Here is a 21683-nt window from a genome sequence, read left to right on the forward strand (position 1 = left end):
TAAGCGCTGAAAGCATCTAAGCGTGAAGCCCCCCTCAAGATGAGATTTCCCAGTATGTAAGACCCCTTGAAGACGACGAGGTTGATAGGTTCGAGGTGGAAGCGCGGCAACGTGTGGAGCTGACGAATACTAATCGGTCGAGGGCTTATCCTAAAAGTACCCCACAAAGTGAAGCGTAGGCTTCGAGGAGTATTCCGAAACCTTTGCGGGGGCCCCGAAACCATTCGGGAAATTAGCTAGAGCAAGCAGCATTACTTTCGTATCCAGTTTTCAAGGCGCAAAGCTTTGTTATCCATGATGGACAAGCTTCATCTGGAGACGGATTTGCACATGACATATGGCTATGTCATTACTTGACCTTGCGAGTGACCCCGAGCGCCGCAAGAGACAAAATCGGGGACATGTGGCGGTGTAGCTCAGCTGGCTAGAGCGTACGGTTCATACCCGTGAGGTCGGGGGTTCGATCCCCTTCGCCGCTACCATATGGAGGATTAGCTCAGCTGGGAGAGCATCTGCCTTACAAGCAGAGGGTCGGCGGTTCGATCCCGTCATCCTCCACCATCAATACAACTCGGAGCTGTGGTGTAGAGGCCTAACATGCCTGCCTGTCACGCAGGAGACCGCGGGTTCGAATCCCGTCAGCTCCGCCATATTTTCCCCATAAGTGAAGAAGTCCTTAAAAAGCATTTCCGAATCATTTCGGTTAACCCGCTTGCAGGACAACACAGCTAGGCTCGGTAGCTCAGTCGGTAGAGCAGAGGACTGAAAATCCTCGTGTCGGCGGTTCGATTCCGTCCCGAGCCACCATTGATTTCTTCATTCAGGACAATGAAGAAACGATTATGGAGGATTAGCGAAGTGGCCAAACGCGGGAGACTGTAAATCTCTTCCTTCGGGTTCGGTGGTTCAAATCCATCATCCTCCACCACTTATTTCTTTAAGAGCCATTAGCTCAGTTGGTAGAGCACCTGACTTTTAATCAGGGTGTCGAAGGTTCGAGTCCTTCATGGCTCACCAGTTTTTTATCTGAATCGACCAAGAGAGGCAAAGCCTCTCTTTTTTGTTATAGTATTTATAAAATTTCGATGGGAATGCTTGCGACTGTAACAGAGATTTTCGAGGCCCTCTAGCTGGTTTTAAAGGACATCCGCGACCGTTACGCGACGATATCCACGATTTTCAGAATGTAAGGGTCGCATTTGACCGTTAGCGTTAGAAATTAGGGTTGAAACCCCTCAATTACTCTTTTTAACGGTCATCCGCGATCGTTAAAATACCCGTTAGGCGTGATTATGGCTTCTTACGGTCAATTGTGACCGTTACGCTACACGCCTTGGTCAAATGGCCACGCGCTCATGGATCCACAATGAATCGGCAGCCTCCAAAAATTCCATTAGTATAGGTTGCTGCATTCAAGGACGCGTAAGGCGTCTTTCTCCATTGTTATTTCATTTTGTTGTTCATTCAATAATTTCGTAGAATTAGCGGAATCAACCCCTGATTCTTAACTCATCTTCAAGCTCCTCGATTGCGGAAAGCATACGGTTCTGGAGCTCTTCCTGAATTTCGAATTGCGTTTCGCTTGAACCGTCTTGCATGCGAATAACTTGATCATCTGTTGCATAAATGCTCCGCACATAGTGTCTTGCGCCCATGGAGGATAAGACGGGTTTGAGCGAGTAATCGATGGATAACAGATGGGCAAGGGTGCCGCCGATAAAGAGGGGCATTATGAATTTGCCCTCGAATCCTTTTTGAGGAAGCAAGTCGATGTATGCTTTCAGTACTCCCGTGAAAGAGGCTTTATAAACCGGACTTGCGATAATGACGCCTACTGCTTCCTCTACTAGCTTATTAGCAGCGACGATCGACGCGCTTCCGAAACGAGAATGAATCAAATCCTCTGCCGGCAAACTAACGATTGTTATCGTTTTTGTGGAAAGTCCCCGTTTCTCCAAATCCTTGCGTACAAAATCAATCATGCCATTCAAGCGGGATGTCGCATTAGGACTTCCTGATATAATTACAATTTTAGACATGAACATTACCCCCTTAAAAATGCAAATGAATTTACAAGCCCTGTGAATTATGGATTTAGCAATCTTTGGAGTAGCGTACCATGTACAGCATACCAGGTCAAATTGCTGAATTAAGCCGGATTGTATGGTACAATGTCCACAAAAATGCTTTTTCATGGAGAGTGGAGACGACAGATGAGCAAGACAGATTGGTTAAAGCCGCTTGAGCAAATTTTGAATTATCCGACGCGAATTAGCATTATTCATGAAGAGGAATGGATACAAAGTATTAGCGAAGCTGAAATGAGATCCGTCGCTAACGTCGGAGGCGATAAGCCTAAGCCAGGTGAAAGAGTTGAGGGCAGCGAAGGAACATGGTTTGTTGCAGAAACGAACGAAGAGGAACTGACTATATTATATGTGGAACAGAAGCAGCTAAGCGAATTGGAAAAAGAGCTCATCAGTTGGACTCTGAAAAATTTCGATCATAATAAGGAAGAAAAACGAGAAGAAAACCAAACGGAATCGGAGAAATTCGCTCAAAAGCTAAGTGTATGGATTCAAAAACAGCTGGAGGCGGACGAGCCGAATTATTCATTGCCGGATTCCTTGGCTGTGGGCAGCCGATTATATCACGAGATGATTCCATTCTTGCTCGTAACCGAGCAATCCGGATCGAAGAAAGCGGCATATACAGAACTGGAGAAGCTGCTTCGATCCTTCCTTTCGGATGATATTCTGCTCATTCCGCTTAAGAGCCAGGAATGGCTAATATGGGGGCCATTGTCCCTGCTTAAGGATGAAGAATTGGATGGATATGATTACTCCGAGGAAGAATCGTTGGAGGAGAGCCTGGCCTCGATTGCTTCCGGTCTTCACGAGATGTTGACAAGCGAATGGATTGGAGAATGCCATCTTGCTGTCACCCACCCGGTATCTCCTTCTCAAAGTATGATAGAGACGCTCATTACGCTTCGCGAAACGGTTAGTTTGGGACGGAAGTTCCATATCGGCACGAATATTCATTTGCCTTGGCTTATGCAACTGGAGCGTCTGCTGAATGCAATACCGGAGACGCAGAGAGCGAAATATTTGGAGCAATCCTTAAAAAGGACGGATCTTTTTGTCGAGCCGGAAATGCTGGCGACACTCGAAACATTCTTTTCATTGGACTGCAATGTAAGCGAAACCGCGAAAAAACTTTATATCCACCGAAATACGCTGCTGTATCGACTCGATAAACTGAAGCAGGAAACGGGACTTGACGTAAGACTGTTCCGGGATGCCGTGCTTATGAAGATCATATTGCTATTGTACAAAGTTACGAAAAGAAATTAGTTTTTTTGTAAAGTATGTGCATAGTCATACATCTCGAGGTGGGATAAGATAGATGCATAACGAAATTTCTTTTCTAGGGGGAAAATATTATGGCAGGCGTACGCTTGGAAGGCATTTACAAGAAGTATCCAGGATCTGAAAAAGCATCGGTAACAGACGTTAACTTAGATATTAAGGATAAAGAGTTTCTGGTGTTGGTTGGTCCTTCCGGTTGCGGAAAATCAACGACTCTTCGTATGATCGCAGGTCTTGAAGAAATTACCGACGGTAAATTGTTCATTGGCGATCGTCTTGTTAATGATGTTGCTCCTAAAGATCGCGATATCGCGATGGTATTCCAATCCTACGCTTTGTATCCGCATATGAACGTGTATCAGAACATGGCGTTTGGACTTAAACTTCGTAAATTCAAAAAAGCAGACATCGACAAGCGTGTTCGCGAGGCTGCTAAAATTCTAGATATCGAGCATTTGCTTGACCGTAAGCCAAAAGCACTTTCCGGCGGTCAACGTCAGCGTGTTGCCTTGGGCCGCGCGATTGTACGTGAACCGCAAGTATTCTTGATGGATGAGCCGCTTTCCAACCTTGATGCCAAGCTTCGCGGTCAGATGCGTGCGGAAATCAGCAAACTGACCAAGCGTCTTGAAACAACAACGATCTATGTAACGCATGACCAAATCGAGGCTATGACAATGGGCGATCGCATCGTTGTTATGAAGGATGGTTTCATTCAGCAAACAGCTTCGCCAGAAGAACTGTATAATCACCCGGTTAATATCTTCGTTGCAGGATTTATCGGCGCCCCATCGATGAACTTTATTTCCGGTTCGTTGTCTGAGCAAAACGGTGTTGTTCGTTTCAAAGCTTCCGGCGTAGACGTTCTAGTTCCTGACGGCAAAGCATCCACACTGCGCGCACAAGGCTATATCGGCAAAGAGGTTATCCTCGGCGTGCGTCCAGAGGACATTCATGAAGAGCCAGTATTCCTGGAAGCTTCTCCGCAAACAGCAGTTAACGCAAACGTTGACGTAGCTGAGAACCTGGGTCATGAAATGTACCTCTACCTGAACGGTATCGGTTCCGACACAGTCATCGCTCGCGTAGACGGACGTTCGACAATCCGTGACGGTTCGAGCGTGAAGCTTGCCCTTGACATGAACAAGGTTCACCTGTTCGACAAGGAAACTGAGCTTAACATCTTCGAAGCTTAATACTTTTAATATGATCAAGGGCTTCCGGATTTTCCGGGGGCTCTTTTTTCGTTTTTCAATTTTGAACTATACCGGGTTTTGAGAAAAGTCGAAAATGAGTAAAACCGTTTAAAGACTTGGGGCGTCTAATCCTTGATAAAGTACATGCAACAAGTTGGAGTGAGTGTTCGGGCTAGGAGGGAAGGGATGGATCAGGATGAAAGGAATAAACTGGAGAAGGACAAAGAGGAATGGACCAGAGCAGCGCTGAAAGGCGATGACGATGCGTTATTGAAGCGAATCGAATGCGATAAGAGCAAGATGTTCGGCATTGCGTTCTCTTACATGCGAAATGAAGAAGATGCTCTTGAAGCGATACAAGAGACGGTAAGCCGAGTTTGGCTGAAAAGAAAGTCGCTGCGGGATGCAAGGTTGTTTACAACCTGGATGATTCGTATTTTAATTCATATTTGTATGGATGAGCGAAAGAAGAGAAAAAAAGAGCTTCCTATGGCCGAAGTAGTGTGGAATAGCAATACAAGTGAACCGGATGTCGTCGCCTCCCTTCATATGAAAGATCAGGTTGCGAAGCTCGAGCCGAAATACCGAATGGTTATCGTGCTTAAATATTATCGGGATATGACCATCACGGAAATAGCGGAATTGCTTGAAAAGCCAAACGGGACGATTAGAACCTGGCTGCATCAAGGATTGAAAAGATTAAGAAAAGGGTTGGGTGCTGGAGAGGAGGCTGGAGGAAATGGACGAAAGGTTGAAGAGGGATGGCGAGAGCAATTGGACTGAGTGTAATGACGACGATAATAGGATAGCTGTTGACGAAGCGCTTAATGAGGTGATGCAAGCCCTGCAGTTCGATCGAAATGTTATGGAAAATGAAATGGCAGAACATGAAGAGTGGAAGACTGATCAAGCTTTGATAAACGGGGTGAGATCAGGACGCAAGCAAGCCGTCCGATACAGAAGGAAAAAGGCAGGTCTATGGACCGTTCTAGCAGCGGCAAGCGTGTTCGTTCTTCTTTCGGCATTTGTGCGAGTTTCTCCTTCCTTTGCCAGCTTTCTTGAAGATATTCCCGGTTTCAGCGGTTATGTGAAGCTGCTTGGTTATGATCAATCTCTCATGGCAGCCATCGACAACGAATATTTGATGCCATTAAATCTTTCAGACGAGAGAAATGGTTATAAATTGACGGTGAATGGCCTAATGGCGGATGCGCAAAGAGCGATTATTTTGTATAGTGCGGAAGGGCCGGGTATTCAACCAGGTGATAGCTTGACATATAAATTGACGGATGAAAATGGCGAGCGTCTTCAAGCGATGATTGGATCTAATCATAATTTTAGAGAAGTAAGTGTCGGGAAAGCAGAGAGTTATCAAGATTATATGGATATTATGATGGGGCAGGATGTGCCAATGCCGAATCAAATTCATTTCCAGTTAGAGCTTGGTGGAGAAACATTAGCTGTTGATGTGCCAATTGATCAAGAGCAATTTGCGGACAAGACGGAATATGTTTTGCTAAATAAGCAGATTGAGATTGGAGAACAGCACATTTTGATGAAAGATGTAACCATTACTCCTCTGCAAGTCAGTGTTACCTTCGAAGGTGATGAGGCTAATTCAAGAAGATTGAATGACTTTATAAATATGAAGATCGTGGATGACAAGGGTCGCGAGTATACGACTCCTAATGGAATGGGTGGACTCGATTCGGTCATCACAAGAAATTTCCAAAGCAGCTACTTTCAGAAACCAAGGCATCTTACCTTTGTGGCAGACGGCGCGCTCATATCGGATCGTGACAATAAGCTTGTGATAAACTCCGATACAGGAGATATCTTATCGGCGCCAGATTCGAAGATCAAGCTGAATCATGCCGAGAAGAAGTCGGATTATATTGAATTGGAGCTGACATTAGACCAAAGCGACGACCCGGGAATTGGGAAAAAAATATATACTCTCTTTCAGACTGATAGCACTTTTCATGACGCATCAGGCGAACAATTTGCATTTCTACGATTTGGCGGGACGCAGGCAGGATTTAGGGCAGGGAGCAGTGAAATCAATTATTTCTATCGGATTCCGAACAAGCCTTATCAACAACCTCTCACGTTTGAGATTGAGGAGTATCCTGGCTATGTTATGAAAGAGATTAAGGTGGAGATCAAGTAAAAGTTCAAGTAAGTAGATAGTTAATAATAATGTCGGAATAGACGTCGAGCGGCGGGAAACGTTGCGTTCGGCGTCTTTTTGCATTACGATGAAGACATTGGAGTTTTTGCTTACAATAACGAAATTAGCGATATCGCGATATAAGGAGGCCAACCCTTTGCCAAAGAAAGTTAAAGTATCAGAGCTCGTGCGGCATTTCCAATTGGAAATTCTGGCGGGAGAGGATGGACTGAAGCGCAATATTACGGTCGATGATCTTTATCGTCCTGGCCTCGAAATGGCAGGATACTTTCATTATCATCCTACAGAACGTGTACAGCTGCTTGGGAAGACGGAAATTTCATTCATAAGCATGCTCGACAGCGAAGAGCGCAGGAACAGAATGATAAGGCTGTGCAATGAGGAAACGCCGTGCATCATTCTGACGAGAGGCATGGATGCGCCCAAGGAGCTCTTGGAAGTAGCGAACGAGAATGAGGTTCCGGTATTGCGCAGCAATGTGGCGACGACGATTCTCTCCAGTCGAATCACGGATTTCCTCGAGCATAAGCTTGCGCCAACTGCCACGATTCACGGGGTGTTGGTGGATGTCTACGGCGTGGGCATTCTCATTACAGGCGGAAGCGGAATTGGCAAGAGCGAGACGGCGTTGGAGCTTGTGAAGCGATCGCATCGCCTGGTTGCGGATGACGCAGTGGAGATCCGCCAAACCTCCGATGGTCAACTGCATGGCACTGCTCCCGAGTTGATCCGACATCTCCTGGAGATTAGAGGCCTCGGCATTATTAATGTAATGACTTTGTTCGGTGCTGGAGCGGTTCGTACACAGAAGCGTATTGGTCTGGTTATCAAGCTGGAAATATGGCAGCAGGACAAGCAATACGACCGTCTGGGACTTGATGACGAGACGACGCGCATCATCGATACGGATGTGACACAGGTGACGATCCCGGTAAGACCGGGCCGCAACCTTGCAGTCATTATTGAAGTGGCCGCGATGAATTTCAGGCTGAAAAACATGGGCTACAACGCTGCGCTTCAGTTCACGAACAAGCTGACAGAAACGATTTCGGATGATGCGGATGACTATGATTGATTGCATAGATTATGACCAGAAGTTCAAATAAAGAGTTAAGGGGTAGGTCCATTTGATTCAATCGTTAGCGTTAAATCCAGTCGTATTCGAGCTTGGAAATCTGACGGTGCGCTGGTACGGTATCATACTTGGTTTAGGAGCTTTGATCGGATTGATGCTTGCTATTCAAGAAGGAAAGAGGTTTGGCATCAAGCCGGATTTCTTCATGGATTTGCTGCTGTTTGGAGCTCCAACGGCGATTATTTGCGCGCGGATTTATTATGTCGCGTTCAAGTGGGACGAGTATAAGGATCATCCCATCGACATGATCAAAATTTGGGAGGGCGGCATTGCGATCTATGGCGCGATTATCGGCGCGCTCCTATGCGGCTTCTTCTATGCAAGATACAAGGGCTACAGCTTCCTGCGCATCGTAGATATTTGCGTACCGGGCCTCTTGGCCGGTCAGATGATCGGGCGATGGGGCAATTTCATGAATCAGGAGGCATTCGGCGGCACGGTGAGCGAGAGCTTCCTGAGGCATACGCTGCATCTGCCATCTTTTATAGTGGATCAGATGTTTATTGATGACGCCTTCCGTCAGCCAACGTTCCTGTATGAATCGATATGGAGCTTGGCAGGCATCCTGATCTTGTTAATCATTAGGCGGCAGAAATTTCTGCGCGCCGGCGAGTTAACGGCCTGTTATTTCATCTGGTATTCGATTGGCCGGTTCTACATAGAAGCGCTTCGCACGGACAGTCTGGCCTTCATCGGACCGAAATGGCTGGCAAGCTTCATCAACGCGCTGTGGGCTCCGATGGACACGGTATTCGATCGAGGCTATTTGGATCCATCCTACGGCAATATCCGCATTTCGCAGGCATTGGCCGTGCTGCTCATTATTGGAGCCATTCTATTCATCGTGCTTCGCCGCGTCAACGGAAAAGCCAATGTCTACTATGCCGATCCGATCGTGACGACGAGGCCTGAGCGCAATGGCGAAGCAATCGCTGCTTCGCAAGAGGGACAAACCGCTCAGATAGCGGGCGCAGAAGCCTCTGTGGAGAAAACGCCAAGCGGAGAAGCGGCGGACTTGAATGAGGGAAAACGATAAGGGAATTCGGATTATAAGAAGAAAAAAGATAGCTCAGGGCAGCGGAAGGAAGGCGCGGCATGAACACGATTCGCACCATGTTATTCGATCTGGACGGCACAATACTCGACACGAATGAATTGATTATTCGTTCCTTTATGGAATCGCTCGAAGGCATTGTACCGGAGTCGTTCGAGCGGGAGCATATCATTCCGAGCATGGGACAGCCGTTGGAAAATCAACTGCGATTATTCTCTGGCCGGGAGGATGTAGCAGAGCTGGTAGCTGCCTATCGCGAGGTGAATTTAAGGCTCCATGACGAGTATGTGAAGCCGTTCGCTTATGTCGTTGAAGTGCTGGGACGATTGCGGGGAGAAGGCGTTCGTCTGGGGGTTGTTACAACGAAAATGAGGCTGACGACCGAGAAGGGGCTGCGGCTTGTCGGCATTTACGACTGCATGGATGCGCTTGTAACGATCGACGATGTTACACATGCGAAACCCGACCCGGAGCCTGTCGCGAAAGCGATGGAGCTGCTTCAGGCAGATCCGGCAACCACGATAATGGTCGGCGACAGCGTCGTAGATATGCAATCGGCGGTTGCGGCGGGCGTAATTCCCGTGGGCGTGGCATGGTCGCTCAAGGGCGGACGAATTTTGAAGGAGGCGGGGGCCGCCTATGTAATCGACGATATGCGTGAATTGTACGCTTTCGCCGGATTGGAGCGGGAGCCTCTTGCGAAGAGTTGATCGATTTCCCGTAGAAGGCCCCAATGCGCTATGGCAGGTCTATTCGACAGTCAGCAGGTGGAAGGCGGTCAAAAATTTCGTCTTCATACAAATAGCAAGATACTGTCCGTTCCTTTCCGTGAAAAATAGCATCTATCGCCGCCTGCTCGGCATGAAGGTCGGGGAGCATACGTCGTTCGCGCTGATGGTCATGGTGGATGTGTTCTTCCCTGAAAAAATCTCGGTTGGAAGAAATTCCATTATTGGCTATAACACCACGATTCTTACGCATGAATATCTGATCAAGGAATATCGTTTGGGGCAGGTCGTCATAGGAGACAGCGTTATGATCGGAGCGAATACGACGATTCTGCCAGGCGTCACGATTGGCGATCATGCGGTTGTCGCCGCAGGCTCTCTCGTTCACAAGGATGTGCCTGCGCATGCCTTCGTCGGAGGCAACCCGATGCGAATCATTGAGAGGAAAGGCGCTGACGGGCAAGAAGATGGGTAGGATTGCGGGGGAAACAGCAATTGCAATATGGAGCACAGCAAGCCGCAGTCATGACAGGATGTCTCTGGAAAGGGTCTTAGAATGCGCGGGCAAAGCGCTTAATCATGACCTGGCGCAGAGGGATCCTTTTTTCATGGCAATGGGGAGAAAAGATTGACGAAGCGTAAGGGATCATGCTAAGATAGCGACTAACTACTTTATTTTGTTAGTATGGTAATATGGTAGCACTTTAACGCATTAAATAGAATAAGGGGATTATAAAATGTCCAAACCAAAAATGTTCGAAAAACCGATTGGCGTGAAGGATTACTTGCCGGAAGCGGTTAAACGGCTGCGCCATATTGAACGCTCCACCTTGGCTTGCATGGAGAGCTGGGGCTATGAGCAGATTATTACGCCTACGATGGAATATTACGATACGGTCGGTGCGGCAAGCTCGACCTCGGATCAGAAATTATATAAGCTGCTCAATAATCGCGGGACGACGCTGGTGCTGCGCTCCGATATGACCGCTCCGATCGCGCGGGTAGTGTCTTCGCTGCTGAAGGAAGTGAAGTTCCCGCTGCGGCTGTCCTATCATTCGAATGTGTTTCGATCGATTGAAGAGGAGGCCGGGAGAGAGGCGGAATTTTTCCAAACCGGCGTGGAGCTCGTTGGCGATTCTTCCCCCGAAGCGGATGCGGAGGTAGTGGCTCTGGCGATTGCGTCGCTTAAGGCGGCCGGCGTGGAGCGGTTCAAAATCGCGATCGGGCATGTCGGCTTTCTGAACGGATTGTTCGAGGAAACGCTTAAGGGCAAGTCCGAGGAGCAGGAGTTGCTTAAAAGCTGCTTGCTTGGCCGGGATTATGTCGGCTATCGCGAACAACTGCGCGGACTCAGGCTTGAAGAACCCGTTCAACGAGAGCTGGAGGGCATTCTGCGCTTGCGCGGGGGGCAAGAGATCTGTGATCAAGCGATGCTTGTAAGCAAGGATGAACAGGCGAGGCAATCGATCTCGCATCTTTGCGAAATATGGGATGTGTTGAAAGCGTACGGGGTATGCGAGCATGTGCTGATCGATCTGACGATGATTGGGGATTTCTCTTATTATACGGGCATGACCTTTGAAGGTTATGCGGCGGATCTCGGCTTCCCGGTCGTTAGCGGAGGGCGTTATGACAATCTGTTGGCGCAGTTCGGCAGGCCGGCTCCGGCTACGGGCTTCGCTTTGAAGACGACACGAATTCTGGAACTGCTCGGAGCGGAGAAGAATACTTCAGCGGAGCGAACGCTCGTGGTCTATGATTCACAGAGCCGCATGGAGGCGATCGGGCTTGCGCAGCAGCTTCGCGGCGAAGGAAGGAATGTCGTAACGGAGCGGGTGGAATCGGCTGAGGCTGAGCAATTGGCGGAGCTGTCGAGCACGGCGGTCAACGGCGGTATAATACCGCATAATGGCTTGCCGTTCACCTCGGTGCATGTATTTGTGAATGGCGAGAAGAAGGGCGGTTCGGTATGATGGCGGAAGCGCAGAAGGATATTTTGAAGGTGGCAATGCCGAAGGGGCGAATCTATAAGCAGGCATCGAAGCTGTTCCGCGAGGCGGGACTCCCGATCCCGGTCGATTTCGACGATACGCGGAAGCTGATTATTGAACTTCCTGAAGCGAATATGGAATTTATTATGGCAAAGCCCGTAGATGTGCCGACTTACGTGGAATACGGCGTTGCGGATATCGGCATCGTCGGCAAGGATGTGCTGATGGAAGAGGATAAGGATGTGTACGAGTTGCTCGATCTTGGCATTGCGAAATGCCGGATGTCGGTCATCGCGCTGCCGGATTGGCAGCCGACGATTCAACCGCGAGTAGCGACAAAATATCCGAACGTAGCTTCCGCGTATTTCCGCGAGCGCGGCCAGCAGGTAGAGGTGATCAAGCTGAACGGCTCGATCGAGCTTGCGCCCTTGATCGGACTCGCGGATCGGATCGTGGATATGGTGGAGACGGGACAGACGCTCAAGGAGAACGGACTGGTGGAGATGGAATCGATCTTCGGCATTACGAGCAGGCTGATCGCGAACCGTGTCAGCTACCGGATGAAGAATGACAGCATTCAGAGCTTATGCGACAGACTGCAGGAGACGATTGCGGCGAAGGCTTAAGCTGCGAAGCGCATAGCAGCGACTCGGCTGAGAGAAGCATGCGGATCTCAGGGACCGTGCAGGAGATGGGCAAGAGATAGGTAGAAAACATGCGGCGCCGGATAATAAATGGAAAGAGGTGGGGAGCATGCGGATTATGCAGGCCGAGCAGTTTGGATTGAAACGCGAGGTGGAGTACGGAACGCCTGAGCAGAATGAGGCCGCCATGCGGATCGTCGGAGACGTGAAGGCGGAGGGCGATGCGGCATTGCTGCGATATACGGCGCAGCATGACGGGGTGAAGCTTGCGGCGGCGGAGCTGCGCGTGACGCCGCAGGAGATTGAAGCGGCGTACGGGCGCGTGGACGCCGCTTTCCTGACGGCGATCCGCGAGGCTGCCGTCAATATCAGGGCCTTCCACGAGAAGCAGAAGCGCGCTTCGTGGATGGATCTGCAGCCGGACGGGACGATGCTCGGGCAGATTATGCGCCCGCTGAAGCGCGTGGGCGTCTATGTGCCCGGCGGGAAAGCGGCGTATCCCTCGTCCGTGTTGATGAATGTGATTCCGGCCCAGGTGGCCGGCGTGCCGGAGATTGTAATGGTGACGCCGCCCGCGACCGGCGGCAAGGAGGGCATCGACCCGTATATTCTCGTTGCGGCCGCTGAGGCGGGCGTCAAGGAATTGTACCGGGTCGGCGGGGCTCAAGCGATTGCCGCGCTGGCGTACGGCACGGAGACGATTGCGCCGGTCGACAAGATCTGCGGACCGGGCAATATCTATGTCGCGCTGGCGAAGCGCGCGGTGTTCGGGGCGGTAGACATTGACAGCATCGCCGGGCCGAGCGAGATTGTGGTGTTGGCGGATGGGGACGCCGATGCTTCTTATATCGCGGCCGATCTGCTCTCCCAGGCGGAGCATGACGAGATGGCGTCTTCTATTCTCGTGACGCCGTCCAGAGAGCTGGCCGAGGCTGTCGCAGCCGAGGTGGAACGCCAGCTCTCGCAGCTGCCGCGGGAAGCGATTGCCCGCAGCTCCATCGACAACTATGGAGCGGTGCTGCTTGTGGATTCGATCGAAGCCGGTATTGCGGTCGTGAACCAGCTTGCTCCGGAGCATTTGGAGATTCTGACGAGCGATCCGATGAAGCTTCTTGGTTTTATCGAGAATGCCGGAGCGATCTTCCTCGGACCGTACAGCTCGGAGCCGGTTGGCGATTATTTCGCTGGCCCGAATCACATTATTCCGACGAACGGCACGGCAAGATTCTCGTCGCCGGTCAACGTGGATGATTTTATGAAGAAATCAAGCTTGATCTATTATAGCAAGGAAGCTCTGATGGCAAACGGCGAGAACATTATGACGCTGGCGAGACATGAGGGATTGGAAGGCCATGCGAGGGCGATTGAGATCCGCTTGGAGAAGGAACGGGACTAAAGACGGGAAGAATCTACTCCCGACAATAAGCATGAAGAAGGCAGGGGTTGGATATGGCAGAACAGACGGCGCGCACAGCTTCAGTGGCAAGAAAGACGAATGAAACGGATATCACATTAACCTTCGGGGTGGATGGAACGGGGCAGGCTAAGCTGGAGACCGACGTTCCATTCCTGAATCATATGCTTGATTTGTTCGCGAAGCACGGGCAATTCGATTTGTCGGTGGAAGCGACGGGCGATATCGACATTGATGATCATCACACGGTGGAAGACATCGGGATTTGCCTCGGTCAAACGCTGCGGGAAGCTCTGGGAGATAAACGCGGCATCAAGCGTTATGCAAGTGTATTTGTGCCGATGGACGAGGCGCTTGCCCAGGTTGTCATTGATGTAAGCAACCGACCGCATTTCGAATATCGGGCGGAATATCCTTCCGCTCAGGTGGGGAGCTTCTCTACGGAGCTCGTGCATGAGTTTCTATGGAAGCTGGCGTTGGAGGCGCGCATTACGCTGCATGTGATTGTCCATTACGGACAGAACACGCATCATATGATTGAAGCGGTATTCAAGGCGCTTGGACGCGCATTGGATGAGGCGACTGCAATCGATCCCCGCGTGACAGGAGTGCCTTCGACGAAGGGAGTGCTGTAGATGATTGCGATTATCGACTACGGGATGGGCAATCTTCACAGCGTCAGCAAGGCGGTCGAGCGACTCGGCTATGAAGCAGAAGTGACAGCGGATCCTCAGAGGATTATTGAGGCGGACGGCGCGATCCTGCCCGGCGTCGGCGCATTCGGCGACGCGATGCAAAATTTGCGCAACACGATGCTCGATGATGTGGCGAAATATTACGCAGGCTCCGGCAAGCCTATGCTCGGAATCTGTTTGGGCATGCAGCTGTTGTTCAGCGAAAGCTCGGAGTATGGAAGCAATAAGGGGCTCGATCTGCTGCCCGGTCAAGTGGTGCGCTTCAGCGGCGATTTCAAAATCCCGCATATGGGGTGGAACAAGCTGCAGTTCTCGCAGCCTCAGTCGCCTCTCTTCAAAGGTCTGTCCCAAGGGCATGTGTATTTCGTTCACTCCTTCCACGCGCTGCCTGAGCTGAAGTCGGATTTGCTTGCGACCACAGATTATTACGGGGATGTCACTGCGATCGTGGGACGCGACAACCTGTACGGCATGCAGTTCCATCCGGAGAAGAGCGGGGAGCTCGGCATGGCGCTGCTCGGCAATTTCCTGGCGTTAACGGGCGGAAGAGGTTAGTACAAGTACAGTCGCCAGGCTGAGGCTGGAAGCATGCTGTTCGGAAGCGGCGCAAGCGGCAGCGGAAAGAGGCTTGTTCGGCGGAAAGAGGCTTGGCAAGTTTGAATACGAAAAGGAGTGATGACCACGATGCTGGCGAAACGCATTATTCCCTGTCTGGACGTGAAGGATGGAAGGGTTGTTAAGGGCGTTAACTTCGTGAATCTCAGAGATGCAGGCGATCCCGTCGAGCTGGCCGCGATCTATGATCGGGAAGGCGCCGACGAGCTCGTCTTCCTGGATATATCGGCTTCGGTGGAAGGCAGGGCGACCATGATCGAGGTTGTGAAGCAGACGGCTGGCGAGATTACGATTCCTTTCACCGTGGGCGGGGGTATCTCTCATGTAGATGATATGAAACGGCTGCTGCGCGCGGGTGCGGACAAAATCGGAATCAATACGGCTGCGGTGAAAAATCCATCGCTCGTATCGGACGGAGCGCGCAAATTCGGCTCGCAGTGCATCGTTGTCGCGATAGACGCCAGGTTCAACGCCGAGTGGGGCGAGTGGGAGGTCTATACGCATGGCGGCAGACAATCGACGGGCATTCGCGCGCTGGAGTGGGTGCGCGAGGTGGAACGGCTGGGAGCAGGAGAGCTGCTGCTCACGTCGATGGACGCGGACGGCACGAAGGACGGCTTCGACATTAAGCTCACCAAGGCCGTATCCGAGTCGGTGGGCATTCCCGTTATCGCTTCCGGCGGAGCGGGTCGCATCGAGCATTTCTCGGAGGTGTTCGAGGCAGCGAACGCGGACGCAGCGCTGGCCGCAACGATATTTCATTATAAGGAAATGACGATTGAGCAAGTGAAGGCGGATTTGAGAGAGAAAGGAGTTGAGGTAAGGTGACGACTATGAAGGCTGCGGACAATTCGGAGCTTCGTTCCGTCTTGAAATGGGACGCGAACGGCCTTATTCCCGCTGTTGTGCAGGATGCGCAGAGCAAGGAGGTATTGATGCTCGCTTATATGAACGAGGAGTCGCTGAAGCTGTCGATCGAATCCGGCTCTACGTGGTTTTGGAGCCGTTCCAGAAATGAGCTATGGAATAAAGGCGCGACGAGCGGGCATACGCAGCGAATTGTGTCATTGTCGTATGATTGCGATGGAGACACGCTGCTCGTGCGGGTGCAGCAGCAAGGCCCGGCTTGCCATACAGGCAGCTACAGCTGCTTCTATAACGCGATCGAGCTTGAGGGGGATCATAAGGCGGGGGGAGCCGCGGAGCAGCATGCCGCTGAAGCGGACCGCTTCGAAATTTTGGGTCGCCTGGAGACGATCATCGCGCAGCGAGACGCGGAGCGTCCTGAGGGCACCTATACCAGCTATCTCTTCGATAAAGGCGTAGACAAAATTCTGAAGAAGGTCGGGGAAGAGTCGGCCGAGGTCATCATTGCGGCGAAGAATGAAGATAATGATGAGCTCAGGAGCGAAGCGAGCGATCTTGTGTTCCATTTGATGGTGCTGCTGCGCGAACGAGGCTTGCCTTTGGATGCTGTAATGACAGAACTTGCCGGCAGGCATGGCAAACCGACAACGAATAAGATGAGATAATGGCGGAAATTCATAACTTTGTCGAAAATTATATGCGTTCCATTTTTGAATTCTTGTAAATAAGCTGTATAATAGGACAAGTAAGAACGAAAATCGGAAAATGGAATAAATTTTTGGCTGGAAATGCTCAGGAGGGTATCATGTTAAGCGACAAGGTGCGAATTTTTTCGGGTTCATCTAATCCGGTATTGGCTCAGAAGATCAGCAATGAGTTAGGTTTGAATTTGGGCGCGATCAAGCTGTCACGATTCAAGAGTGGAGAAATCTATGTTCATTATGAAGAAACGATCAGGAACTGCGATGTTTTTCTTGTTCAATCCTTCTCGCATCCGATTAATGAATTTCTCGTTGAGCTGCTTGTCATGATCGATGCGGCGAAGCGAGCCTCCGCAAGAACGGTTAACATTATTATGCCGTATTACGGATACGCGAGACAGGAGCGCAAGGCGGCGCCAAGGGAACCGATCTCGGCCAAAATGCTGGCGGATGTCCTGACGACTGTTGGCGCAACTCGCGTGGTTACGATTGATCTTCACGCTCCGGCGATTCAAGGCTTCTTCAATATTCCGGTGGATCATATGACGGCGCTGGACTTGATCAGCGATTATTTGAAGTCGAAGAACATTAAGAACCCGGTTGTCGTCTCGCCAGATGCAGGGCGTGCGTCGACAGCTGAGAAGCTTGCTAACTACTTGGACACTTCCTTCGCCATTATGATTAAGAAACGTCATGCGCATAATGAATCATCGATCACTCATGTTATCGGCGACGTAGAAGGCCAGACGCCTATTATTATCGAGGATTTGATTGATACCGGAACAACGATCGTCAATGTCGTGGAAAGCTTGAAGGAACGCGGCGCGGAGGATGTCTATGTCTGCGCGACCCATCCTTTGTTCTCGGGCGACGCGATTAACAGACTGGATCATTCATCGATCAAGGAAGTCATCGTGACGGACACCATTCTGCTGCCGGAATCAACGCCTCCGAGATTCAAGGTGCTGTCGGTTGCTCCGCTGCTTGCGGAAGCGACGCGCATCATTTTGGACGGCGGCTCCATCAGCACCTTGTTCAAGAACAAGGGCGTATAACACATAGCGATTCGCGAAAAATCGCGGGCGGCACTCAGGCTGCTCGCGATTTTTCTTGCCACATTTTCTTGCGTGTTCGATTCGGCAGGCTATGGTATAATCTAAAAACAGAATGGGATTACATCTTAAGGAGGTGCCTTGCGAATGAAAGAGAACAAACGTATAGCGGTCAATGGAAGGGAGAAAGTGATACCCATTCAATGGGATGCTACGTTTTTCTTCGAGCGGGCCGTGCGTTCGCTGGATCGTTACCATTATGACAAGGCACTCAAATACTTTCGCAGAGCGGTAGAATACGAACCGGACAATCCGGTTAATCATTGCAATATGGCAGGGATTATGTCCGAGATGGGCAACTACGAAAGCTCGAATGATGTGCTGAAATGGATTGTGAACGAGCTCGATCCGACCATGACGGAGTGTTATTTCTACATGGCGAATAATTACGCCAACATGGATCAATTCGAAGATGCGGAATCCTCGCTTGTTCATTATCTGCAGGAAGACCATGACGGACAATACCTGGACGAGGCGGAGGAAATGCTCGATTTGCTTCATTACGAGCTCGAGCGTCCAACAAAGCTGAAGACTATAAAATCAAGAGAAGGCATGATCGAGCATGATCAGGCAAGGACTCTTCTGGAGGAAGGCAAGTTCACCGAGGCCGTGCGCATTCTTGAGGATATTGTAGAGAAGCAACCCGAATTTCTGGCTGCCCGCAATAATCTGGCGCTGGCTTATTATTATATGGGATTGTTCGACAAGGCGATGGAATCTATCGGAAATGTGTTGGCGATCGAGCAAGGGAATCTCCATGCGTTATGCAATTTGGCGATCTTCTATCAGCATGAGGGAGACACTTCAAACCTGATTGAGCTGACCGCGCAATTGAAGCGTATGGTTCCGTTCCATCAGGAACACGTGTTCAAGCTGGCGACGACAATGGGCATACTAAGCGAGCATGGAGAGGCATATCGGCATTTCACCCGGCTCTTGAAGGATGCGGAGGTTCCGCAGGATCCCTGTCTCTATCATTACGCAGCCGTCGCCGCTTGTCATACCGGCAGATTGCAGGAAGCGGAGAGATTGTGGCGGCAGGCGCTTAAGCTGGATGGAGAGTCGGGCATTCCGCAATACTATATGGAGCAGTTAGCTGTCATGAAGAGCGGAGGCGAGACTTCGTCCATCAGCTATCATTATCATCTTCCTTTCGAGGAGCAGTTCAAGCTGTGGGGAAAGTCCTCCGAGGGCATACCTGATCATCTGAAGCGGGATCCGCTTGTGCGCTCTTCTTTCTTCTGGGCGCTGCGCCACGGCGATCAGCACACGAAGCTTCAAGTGATTCAAGCGTTCGGCATGATTGCCGACAATGAAGTGAAGGATGTGCTTCGCGCTTTTTTGCTGGAACTGGATGAAGATGATTATTTGAAGAAAATCGCCCTGTTCGTATTGCGCACAATTGGCGTGCAGGAGTCGCTTCCCGTCGTTCTGGAAGGGAAGAAGACGTGGGTTGAACCGAAGCAGATGCCTTCGCGGCTTCCGGAATGGGATGAGAAGTGGGAAGCGGTGGCGCAGTCGGCCATCAGCCGCATGGCGAAGCAATATGATTTGGTGCAGCAGCATGATATGATGACATTATGGGTAGAGTTCCTGACAAGGGTCTATCCGAATGTGCCCAAGCTGGCGAAGCCCGACGGCTGGGCGGCAGCGCTTGAATATTTGACGGCCAAGATGCACCGTAGAACAATCTCCTATCACGAGGTTGCGCTGCGGTATGACACGTCGATCACGACGGTCAGCAAGCATGTGAAGCTAATAGATGAAGTATGCGGCATCAAAGAGAAGATGAAGTCGATCAACAATGTGTTCTTCGGAGAGGATCCGAAGAGAGATTAATTCGTACGAGGTGAAGGGAAATGTACAAATCGATTATTATTGGAACGGGTCCTGCCGGACTTACTGCCGCGATTTATCTGGCGAGAGCGAATATGAGTCCGCTTATTATCGAAGGGCCGGAGCCGGGAGGGCAGCTCACAACGACGACCGAAGTCGAGAATTTTCCAGGATTCCCGGAAGGCATTATGGGGCCTCAGCTTATGGAGAACATGCGCAAGCAAGCCGAGCGGTTCGGCGCTACCTTCATGACGGGCTGGGTGAACAGCGTGGATATGTCCGAGCGACCCTTCAAGCTTCAAGTGGAAGGCAAGGGCGAAATTGTCGGCGAGAGCCTGATCATTTCGACAGGCGCCTCGGCTCGTTACCTGGGCATACCGGGCGAGAAGGATAATGTCGGCAAAGGCGTCAGCACCTGCGCAACTTGCGACGGCTTCTTCTTCCGGGGTAAAAAAATCATCGTTGTGGGCGGCGGCGATTCGGCCATGGAGGAAGCAAGCTTCTTGACGAAGTTCGCTACGAACGTCGAGCTCGTTCATCGCAGAGACGAGCTGCGTGCATCGAAGATTATGCAAGACCGAGCGAAGGAGAACGAGAAAATCAGCTGGAGCTTGAACATGACGCCTCTTGAAGTGGTGGCGACGGGAATGGGCGTGACCGGCCTTAAGGTGCGCGACAATGAGTCGGGCGAGGAGAAGGTTATCGAAACGAACGGGATCTTCATTGCCATCGGACATACGCCGAACACGAAATTCCTGGAGGGTCAAATCGACAGGGATGAGAATGGGTACATAAAAGTGAAGCCGGGCACCTCCGAGACCAATGTACCGGGCGTATTCGCTTGCGGCGATGTACAGGACAGCAAATATCGCCAAGCCATTACTGCCGCGGGCAGCGGATGCATGGCAGCTCTCGATTGCGAGAGATATTTGGAGGGAAGCATGGTTCACGATTGGAGCCAATCGATCTGATTCTGTGCTGATTTGCTTGAGGACTGCATCTGAAGCGCCGACGGCCTTTAGCTCGCAGTCCTCCATTATTTTCTCTTGGGAAAGAGCGGTTCGAGGCTCCCTCGCTGCGGCACCAGACAGCCGCAGGCTTACGCCTTGACCGAAGCGTGTGCAACGCTTATAGTGGGTACAGAGAATGTTAACTTTAACGATAAGGTGGCTTTGTCAATGTCTGAACAGATTTATGTTGGAGTCGATGTCGGCGGAACGACAATTAAAGTAGGAATTTGCGATGCGGAGGGCAATCTGCTGCATACGTACGAAGGACCGACCGAAACAAGCAAGGGAACTCCTGCCATCCTGCAAAATATTGCAAAGTACGCAAGATTGATTGTTGAAGAATCTTCTTATGACTGGGATCAGGTTGGCGGCGTCGGCGTCGGTATCGCCGGATTTCTCGACATCCCGACCGGTTATGTGAAATTTTCCGCTAATTTGAATATAGTCGACACCGATTTGAAGGGTTATCTGGAGCAGGAGCTGCAGAAGACGATTAAAATAAACAATGACGCGAATGTCGCAGCGCTTGGCGAAGCATGGGCGGGCGCGGGCAGAGGCGTTCCGAACTGCGTATGCTATACGCTCGGAACTGGCGTGGGCGGCGGCATCATCATCGATGGGAAGATTGTTGAAGGGTTCGCAAGCATGGCCGGCGAGCTCGGTCATATCTCGATCGTTCCCGATCTCGAGGCGATTCAGTGCGGCTGCGGCAAGCTGGGGTGTCTGGAGACGGTTTCCTCCGCTACGGGCATTATTCGCATGGCCAAGGATGCCGTGGAGCGTTCCGATCGGACTTCTCTCGCGCAGGTGGACAATATAATGGCGAAGGATGTCATCGACGCCGCGAAAGCCGGGGATGAAGTCGCGGCGCGTATTGTGAGCCGGGCAGCATTCTATCTCGGCAAGTCGCTGGCCATGATGGCGGTTGTGCTTAATCCGCAATATTTCATTATTGGCGGCGGCGTGTCGAAGGCGGGGGACTTTCTGTTCGATCAAATTCGTGAGGTATTCGACAAATATACGCAGGATGCGGCGAAGGAAGGCGTGCATATTGTTCCGGCCACGCTGGGCAATAACGCAGGAGTCGTAGGCGCTGCGGGACTAATACTAAGAGGATAGTAGG

General features: G+C 50.9%; 20 protein-coding genes, 6 tRNA genes and 1 rRNA gene. 26 read left to right on the top strand and 1 reads right to left on the bottom strand.

All coding sequences use genetic code 11. From position 1 onward, the window contains the following. The 7 genes from HFP08_RS00005 to HFP08_RS00035 all read left to right on the top strand — a co-directional run. A 23S ribosomal RNA gene (locus tag HFP08_RS00005) occupies positions 1-153 on the top strand; the annotation flags it as partial. 252 nt (positions 154-405) lie between these two features. Continuing rightward, a tRNA-Met gene (locus HFP08_RS00010) sits at positions 406-482 on the top strand. Positions 483-485: 3 nt separating this feature from the next. Further along, positions 486-561, top strand: a tRNA-Val gene (locus HFP08_RS00015). Between the two features lie 12 nt (positions 562-573). Further along, positions 574-650, top strand: a tRNA-Asp gene (locus HFP08_RS00020). Positions 651-731: 81 nt separating this feature from the next. Beyond that, positions 732-807: transfer RNA gene (locus HFP08_RS00025), tRNA-Phe, on the top strand. 37 nt (positions 808-844) lie between these two features. Next, positions 845-928: transfer RNA gene (locus tag HFP08_RS00030), tRNA-Tyr, on the top strand. A gap of 13 nt (positions 929-941) precedes the next feature. Continuing rightward, a tRNA-Lys gene (locus HFP08_RS00035) sits at positions 942-1017 on the top strand. Positions 1018-1490: 473 nt separating this feature from the next. Here HFP08_RS00035 and ssuE read toward each other — a convergent pair. After that, positions 1491-2039: an NADPH-dependent FMN reductase gene (gene ssuE, locus HFP08_RS00040; RefSeq protein WP_168118477.1), complete on the bottom strand. Its 549-nt coding sequence runs from the start codon at positions 2037-2039 to the stop codon at positions 1491-1493. Positions 2040-2213: 174 nt separating this feature from the next. On the opposite strand from ssuE, the gene HFP08_RS00045 reads away from it, so the two are divergent. The 19 genes from HFP08_RS00045 (at position 2214) to HFP08_RS00135 (ending at position 21679) form a co-directional block, all read left to right on the top strand. Beyond that, positions 2214-3356, top strand: a complete 1143-nt coding sequence (locus tag HFP08_RS00045) for a PucR family transcriptional regulator (protein ID WP_168118478.1) — start codon at positions 2214-2216, stop codon at positions 3354-3356. Positions 3357-3445: 89 nt separating this feature from the next. Beyond that, positions 3446-4567 carry an ABC transporter ATP-binding protein gene (locus tag HFP08_RS00050; RefSeq protein ID WP_168118479.1) on the top strand — a complete coding sequence of 374 codons (1122 nt, stop codon included), beginning with the start codon at positions 3446-3448 and terminating at the stop codon, positions 4565-4567. A gap of 186 nt (positions 4568-4753) precedes the next feature. Then, a complete protein-coding gene (locus HFP08_RS00055) occupies positions 4754-5350 on the top strand; it encodes a sigma-70 family RNA polymerase sigma factor (protein WP_168118480.1) in 597 nt (198 codons plus the stop codon). Beyond that, entirely contained in the window at positions 5307-6737 is a 1431-nt protein-coding gene (locus HFP08_RS00060) for a DUF4179 domain-containing protein (protein WP_168118481.1), read from the top strand. Before HFP08_RS00055 ends, HFP08_RS00060 begins: the two co-directional genes overlap by 44 nt. A 157-nt stretch (positions 6738-6894) precedes the next feature. Continuing rightward, on the top strand, positions 6895-7833 hold the full coding sequence (gene hprK / locus HFP08_RS00065; protein ID WP_168118482.1) for an HPr(Ser) kinase/phosphatase: 939 nt from the start codon (positions 6895-6897) through the stop codon (positions 7831-7833). A 52-nt stretch (positions 7834-7885) separates the two neighbouring features. After that, complete coding sequence (gene lgt, locus HFP08_RS00070; RefSeq protein WP_481856525.1) at positions 7886-8929, top strand: prolipoprotein diacylglyceryl transferase; 1044 nt, start codon at positions 7886-7888, stop codon at positions 8927-8929. Positions 8930-8988: 59 nt separating this feature from the next. Next, the gene (gene ppaX / locus HFP08_RS00075; protein WP_168118483.1) at positions 8989-9657 is read left to right on the top strand and encodes a pyrophosphatase PpaX; all 669 of its coding nucleotides are present in this window, start codon (positions 8989-8991) and stop codon (positions 9655-9657) included. Beyond that, entirely contained in the window at positions 9644-10150 is a 507-nt protein-coding gene (locus HFP08_RS00080; protein WP_168118484.1) for an acyltransferase, read from the top strand. Before ppaX ends, HFP08_RS00080 begins: the two co-directional genes overlap by 14 nt. 262 nt (positions 10151-10412) lie before the next feature. Then, positions 10413-11648, top strand: coding sequence for an ATP phosphoribosyltransferase regulatory subunit (locus HFP08_RS00085; RefSeq protein WP_168118485.1), 1236 nt, complete (start codon positions 10413-10415; stop codon positions 11646-11648). After that, positions 11648-12292, top strand: a complete 645-nt coding sequence (hisG, locus tag HFP08_RS00090) for an ATP phosphoribosyltransferase (RefSeq protein ID WP_168118878.1) — start codon at positions 11648-11650, stop codon at positions 12290-12292. The genes HFP08_RS00085 and hisG overlap by 1 nt, the downstream gene beginning before the upstream one ends. A gap of 127 nt (positions 12293-12419) precedes the next feature. Then, positions 12420-13706, top strand: coding sequence for a histidinol dehydrogenase (gene hisD, locus HFP08_RS00095; RefSeq protein WP_168118486.1), 1287 nt, complete (start codon positions 12420-12422; stop codon positions 13704-13706). A 53-nt stretch (positions 13707-13759) separates the two neighbouring features. Continuing rightward, complete coding sequence (hisB, locus tag HFP08_RS00100) at positions 13760-14359, top strand: imidazoleglycerol-phosphate dehydratase HisB (protein ID WP_168118487.1); 600 nt, start codon at positions 13760-13762, stop codon at positions 14357-14359. Then, a complete protein-coding gene (gene hisH / locus HFP08_RS00105) occupies positions 14360-14974 on the top strand; it encodes an imidazole glycerol phosphate synthase subunit HisH (RefSeq protein ID WP_168118488.1) in 615 nt (204 codons plus the stop codon). It abuts the gene before it with no gap. Positions 14975-15103: 129 nt separating this feature from the next. Then, complete coding sequence (gene hisF / locus HFP08_RS00110; protein ID WP_168118489.1) at positions 15104-15862, top strand: imidazole glycerol phosphate synthase subunit HisF; 759 nt, start codon at positions 15104-15106, stop codon at positions 15860-15862. Positions 15863-15867: 5 nt separating this feature from the next. Then, entirely contained in the window at positions 15868-16566 is a 699-nt protein-coding gene (hisIE, locus tag HFP08_RS00115) for a bifunctional phosphoribosyl-AMP cyclohydrolase/phosphoribosyl-ATP diphosphatase HisIE (protein ID WP_168118879.1), read from the top strand. A gap of 140 nt (positions 16567-16706) precedes the next feature. Then, the gene (locus HFP08_RS00120) at positions 16707-17657 is read left to right on the top strand and encodes a ribose-phosphate diphosphokinase (RefSeq protein WP_168118490.1); all 951 of its coding nucleotides are present in this window, start codon (positions 16707-16709) and stop codon (positions 17655-17657) included. A 144-nt stretch (positions 17658-17801) separates the two neighbouring features. Next, complete coding sequence (locus tag HFP08_RS00125; RefSeq protein ID WP_168118491.1) at positions 17802-19553, top strand: tetratricopeptide repeat protein; 1752 nt, start codon at positions 17802-17804, stop codon at positions 19551-19553. Positions 19554-19573: 20 nt separating this feature from the next. After that, a complete protein-coding gene (gene trxB, locus HFP08_RS00130) occupies positions 19574-20521 on the top strand; it encodes a thioredoxin-disulfide reductase (protein WP_168118492.1) in 948 nt (315 codons plus the stop codon). A gap of 207 nt (positions 20522-20728) precedes the next feature. Beyond that, positions 20729-21679, top strand: coding sequence for an ROK family glucokinase (locus tag HFP08_RS00135; protein ID WP_168118493.1), 951 nt, complete (start codon positions 20729-20731; stop codon positions 21677-21679). The last annotated feature ends 4 nt before the right edge of the window (positions 21680-21683 follow it).

It is taken from the genome of Paenibacillus sp. HB172176, from assembly GCF_011947265.1.
Classification (GTDB): domain Bacteria; phylum Bacillota; class Bacilli; order Paenibacillales; family Paenibacillaceae; genus Pristimantibacillus.

What these genes read in the sequence shown, in the direction of transcription:
- trxB (WP_168118492.1), top strand. Translation starts at nt 19,574, where the DNA reads ATGTACAAATCGATTATTATTGGAACGGGTCCTGCCGGACTTACTGCC.
- hisF (WP_168118489.1), top strand. Translation starts at nt 15,104, where the DNA reads ATGCTGGCGAAACGCATTATTCCCTGTCTGGACGTGAAGGATGGAAGG.
- hisH (WP_168118488.1), top strand. Translation starts at nt 14,360, where the DNA reads ATGATTGCGATTATCGACTACGGGATGGGCAATCTTCACAGCGTCAGC.
- HFP08_RS00045 (WP_168118478.1), top strand. Translation starts at nt 2,214, where the DNA reads ATGAGCAAGACAGATTGGTTAAAGCCGCTTGAGCAAATTTTGAATTAT.
- hisIE (WP_168118879.1), top strand. Translation starts at nt 15,868, where the DNA reads ATGAAGGCTGCGGACAATTCGGAGCTTCGTTCCGTCTTGAAATGGGAC.
- ppaX (WP_168118483.1), top strand. Translation starts at nt 8,989, where the DNA reads ATGAACACGATTCGCACCATGTTATTCGATCTGGACGGCACAATACTC.
- hisG (WP_168118878.1), top strand. Translation starts at nt 11,648, where the DNA reads ATGGCGGAAGCGCAGAAGGATATTTTGAAGGTGGCAATGCCGAAGGGG.
- ssuE (WP_168118477.1), bottom strand. Translation starts at nt 2,039, where the DNA reads ATGTCTAAAATTGTAATTATATCAGGAAGTCCTAATGCGACATCCCGC.
- HFP08_RS00120 (WP_168118490.1), top strand. Translation starts at nt 16,707, where the DNA reads ATGTTAAGCGACAAGGTGCGAATTTTTTCGGGTTCATCTAATCCGGTA.
- HFP08_RS00060 (WP_168118481.1), top strand. Translation starts at nt 5,307, where the DNA reads ATGGACGAAAGGTTGAAGAGGGATGGCGAGAGCAATTGGACTGAGTGT.
- hisB (WP_168118487.1), top strand. Translation starts at nt 13,760, where the DNA reads ATGGCAGAACAGACGGCGCGCACAGCTTCAGTGGCAAGAAAGACGAAT.
- HFP08_RS00085 (WP_168118485.1), top strand. Translation starts at nt 10,413, where the DNA reads ATGTCCAAACCAAAAATGTTCGAAAAACCGATTGGCGTGAAGGATTAC.
- HFP08_RS00135 (WP_168118493.1), top strand. Translation starts at nt 20,729, where the DNA reads ATGTCTGAACAGATTTATGTTGGAGTCGATGTCGGCGGAACGACAATT.
- HFP08_RS00050 (WP_168118479.1), top strand. Translation starts at nt 3,446, where the DNA reads ATGGCAGGCGTACGCTTGGAAGGCATTTACAAGAAGTATCCAGGATCT.
- hisD (WP_168118486.1), top strand. Translation starts at nt 12,420, where the DNA reads ATGCGGATTATGCAGGCCGAGCAGTTTGGATTGAAACGCGAGGTGGAG.
- HFP08_RS00055 (WP_168118480.1), top strand. Translation starts at nt 4,754, where the DNA reads ATGGATCAGGATGAAAGGAATAAACTGGAGAAGGACAAAGAGGAATGG.
- HFP08_RS00125 (WP_168118491.1), top strand. Translation starts at nt 17,802, where the DNA reads ATGAAAGAGAACAAACGTATAGCGGTCAATGGAAGGGAGAAAGTGATA.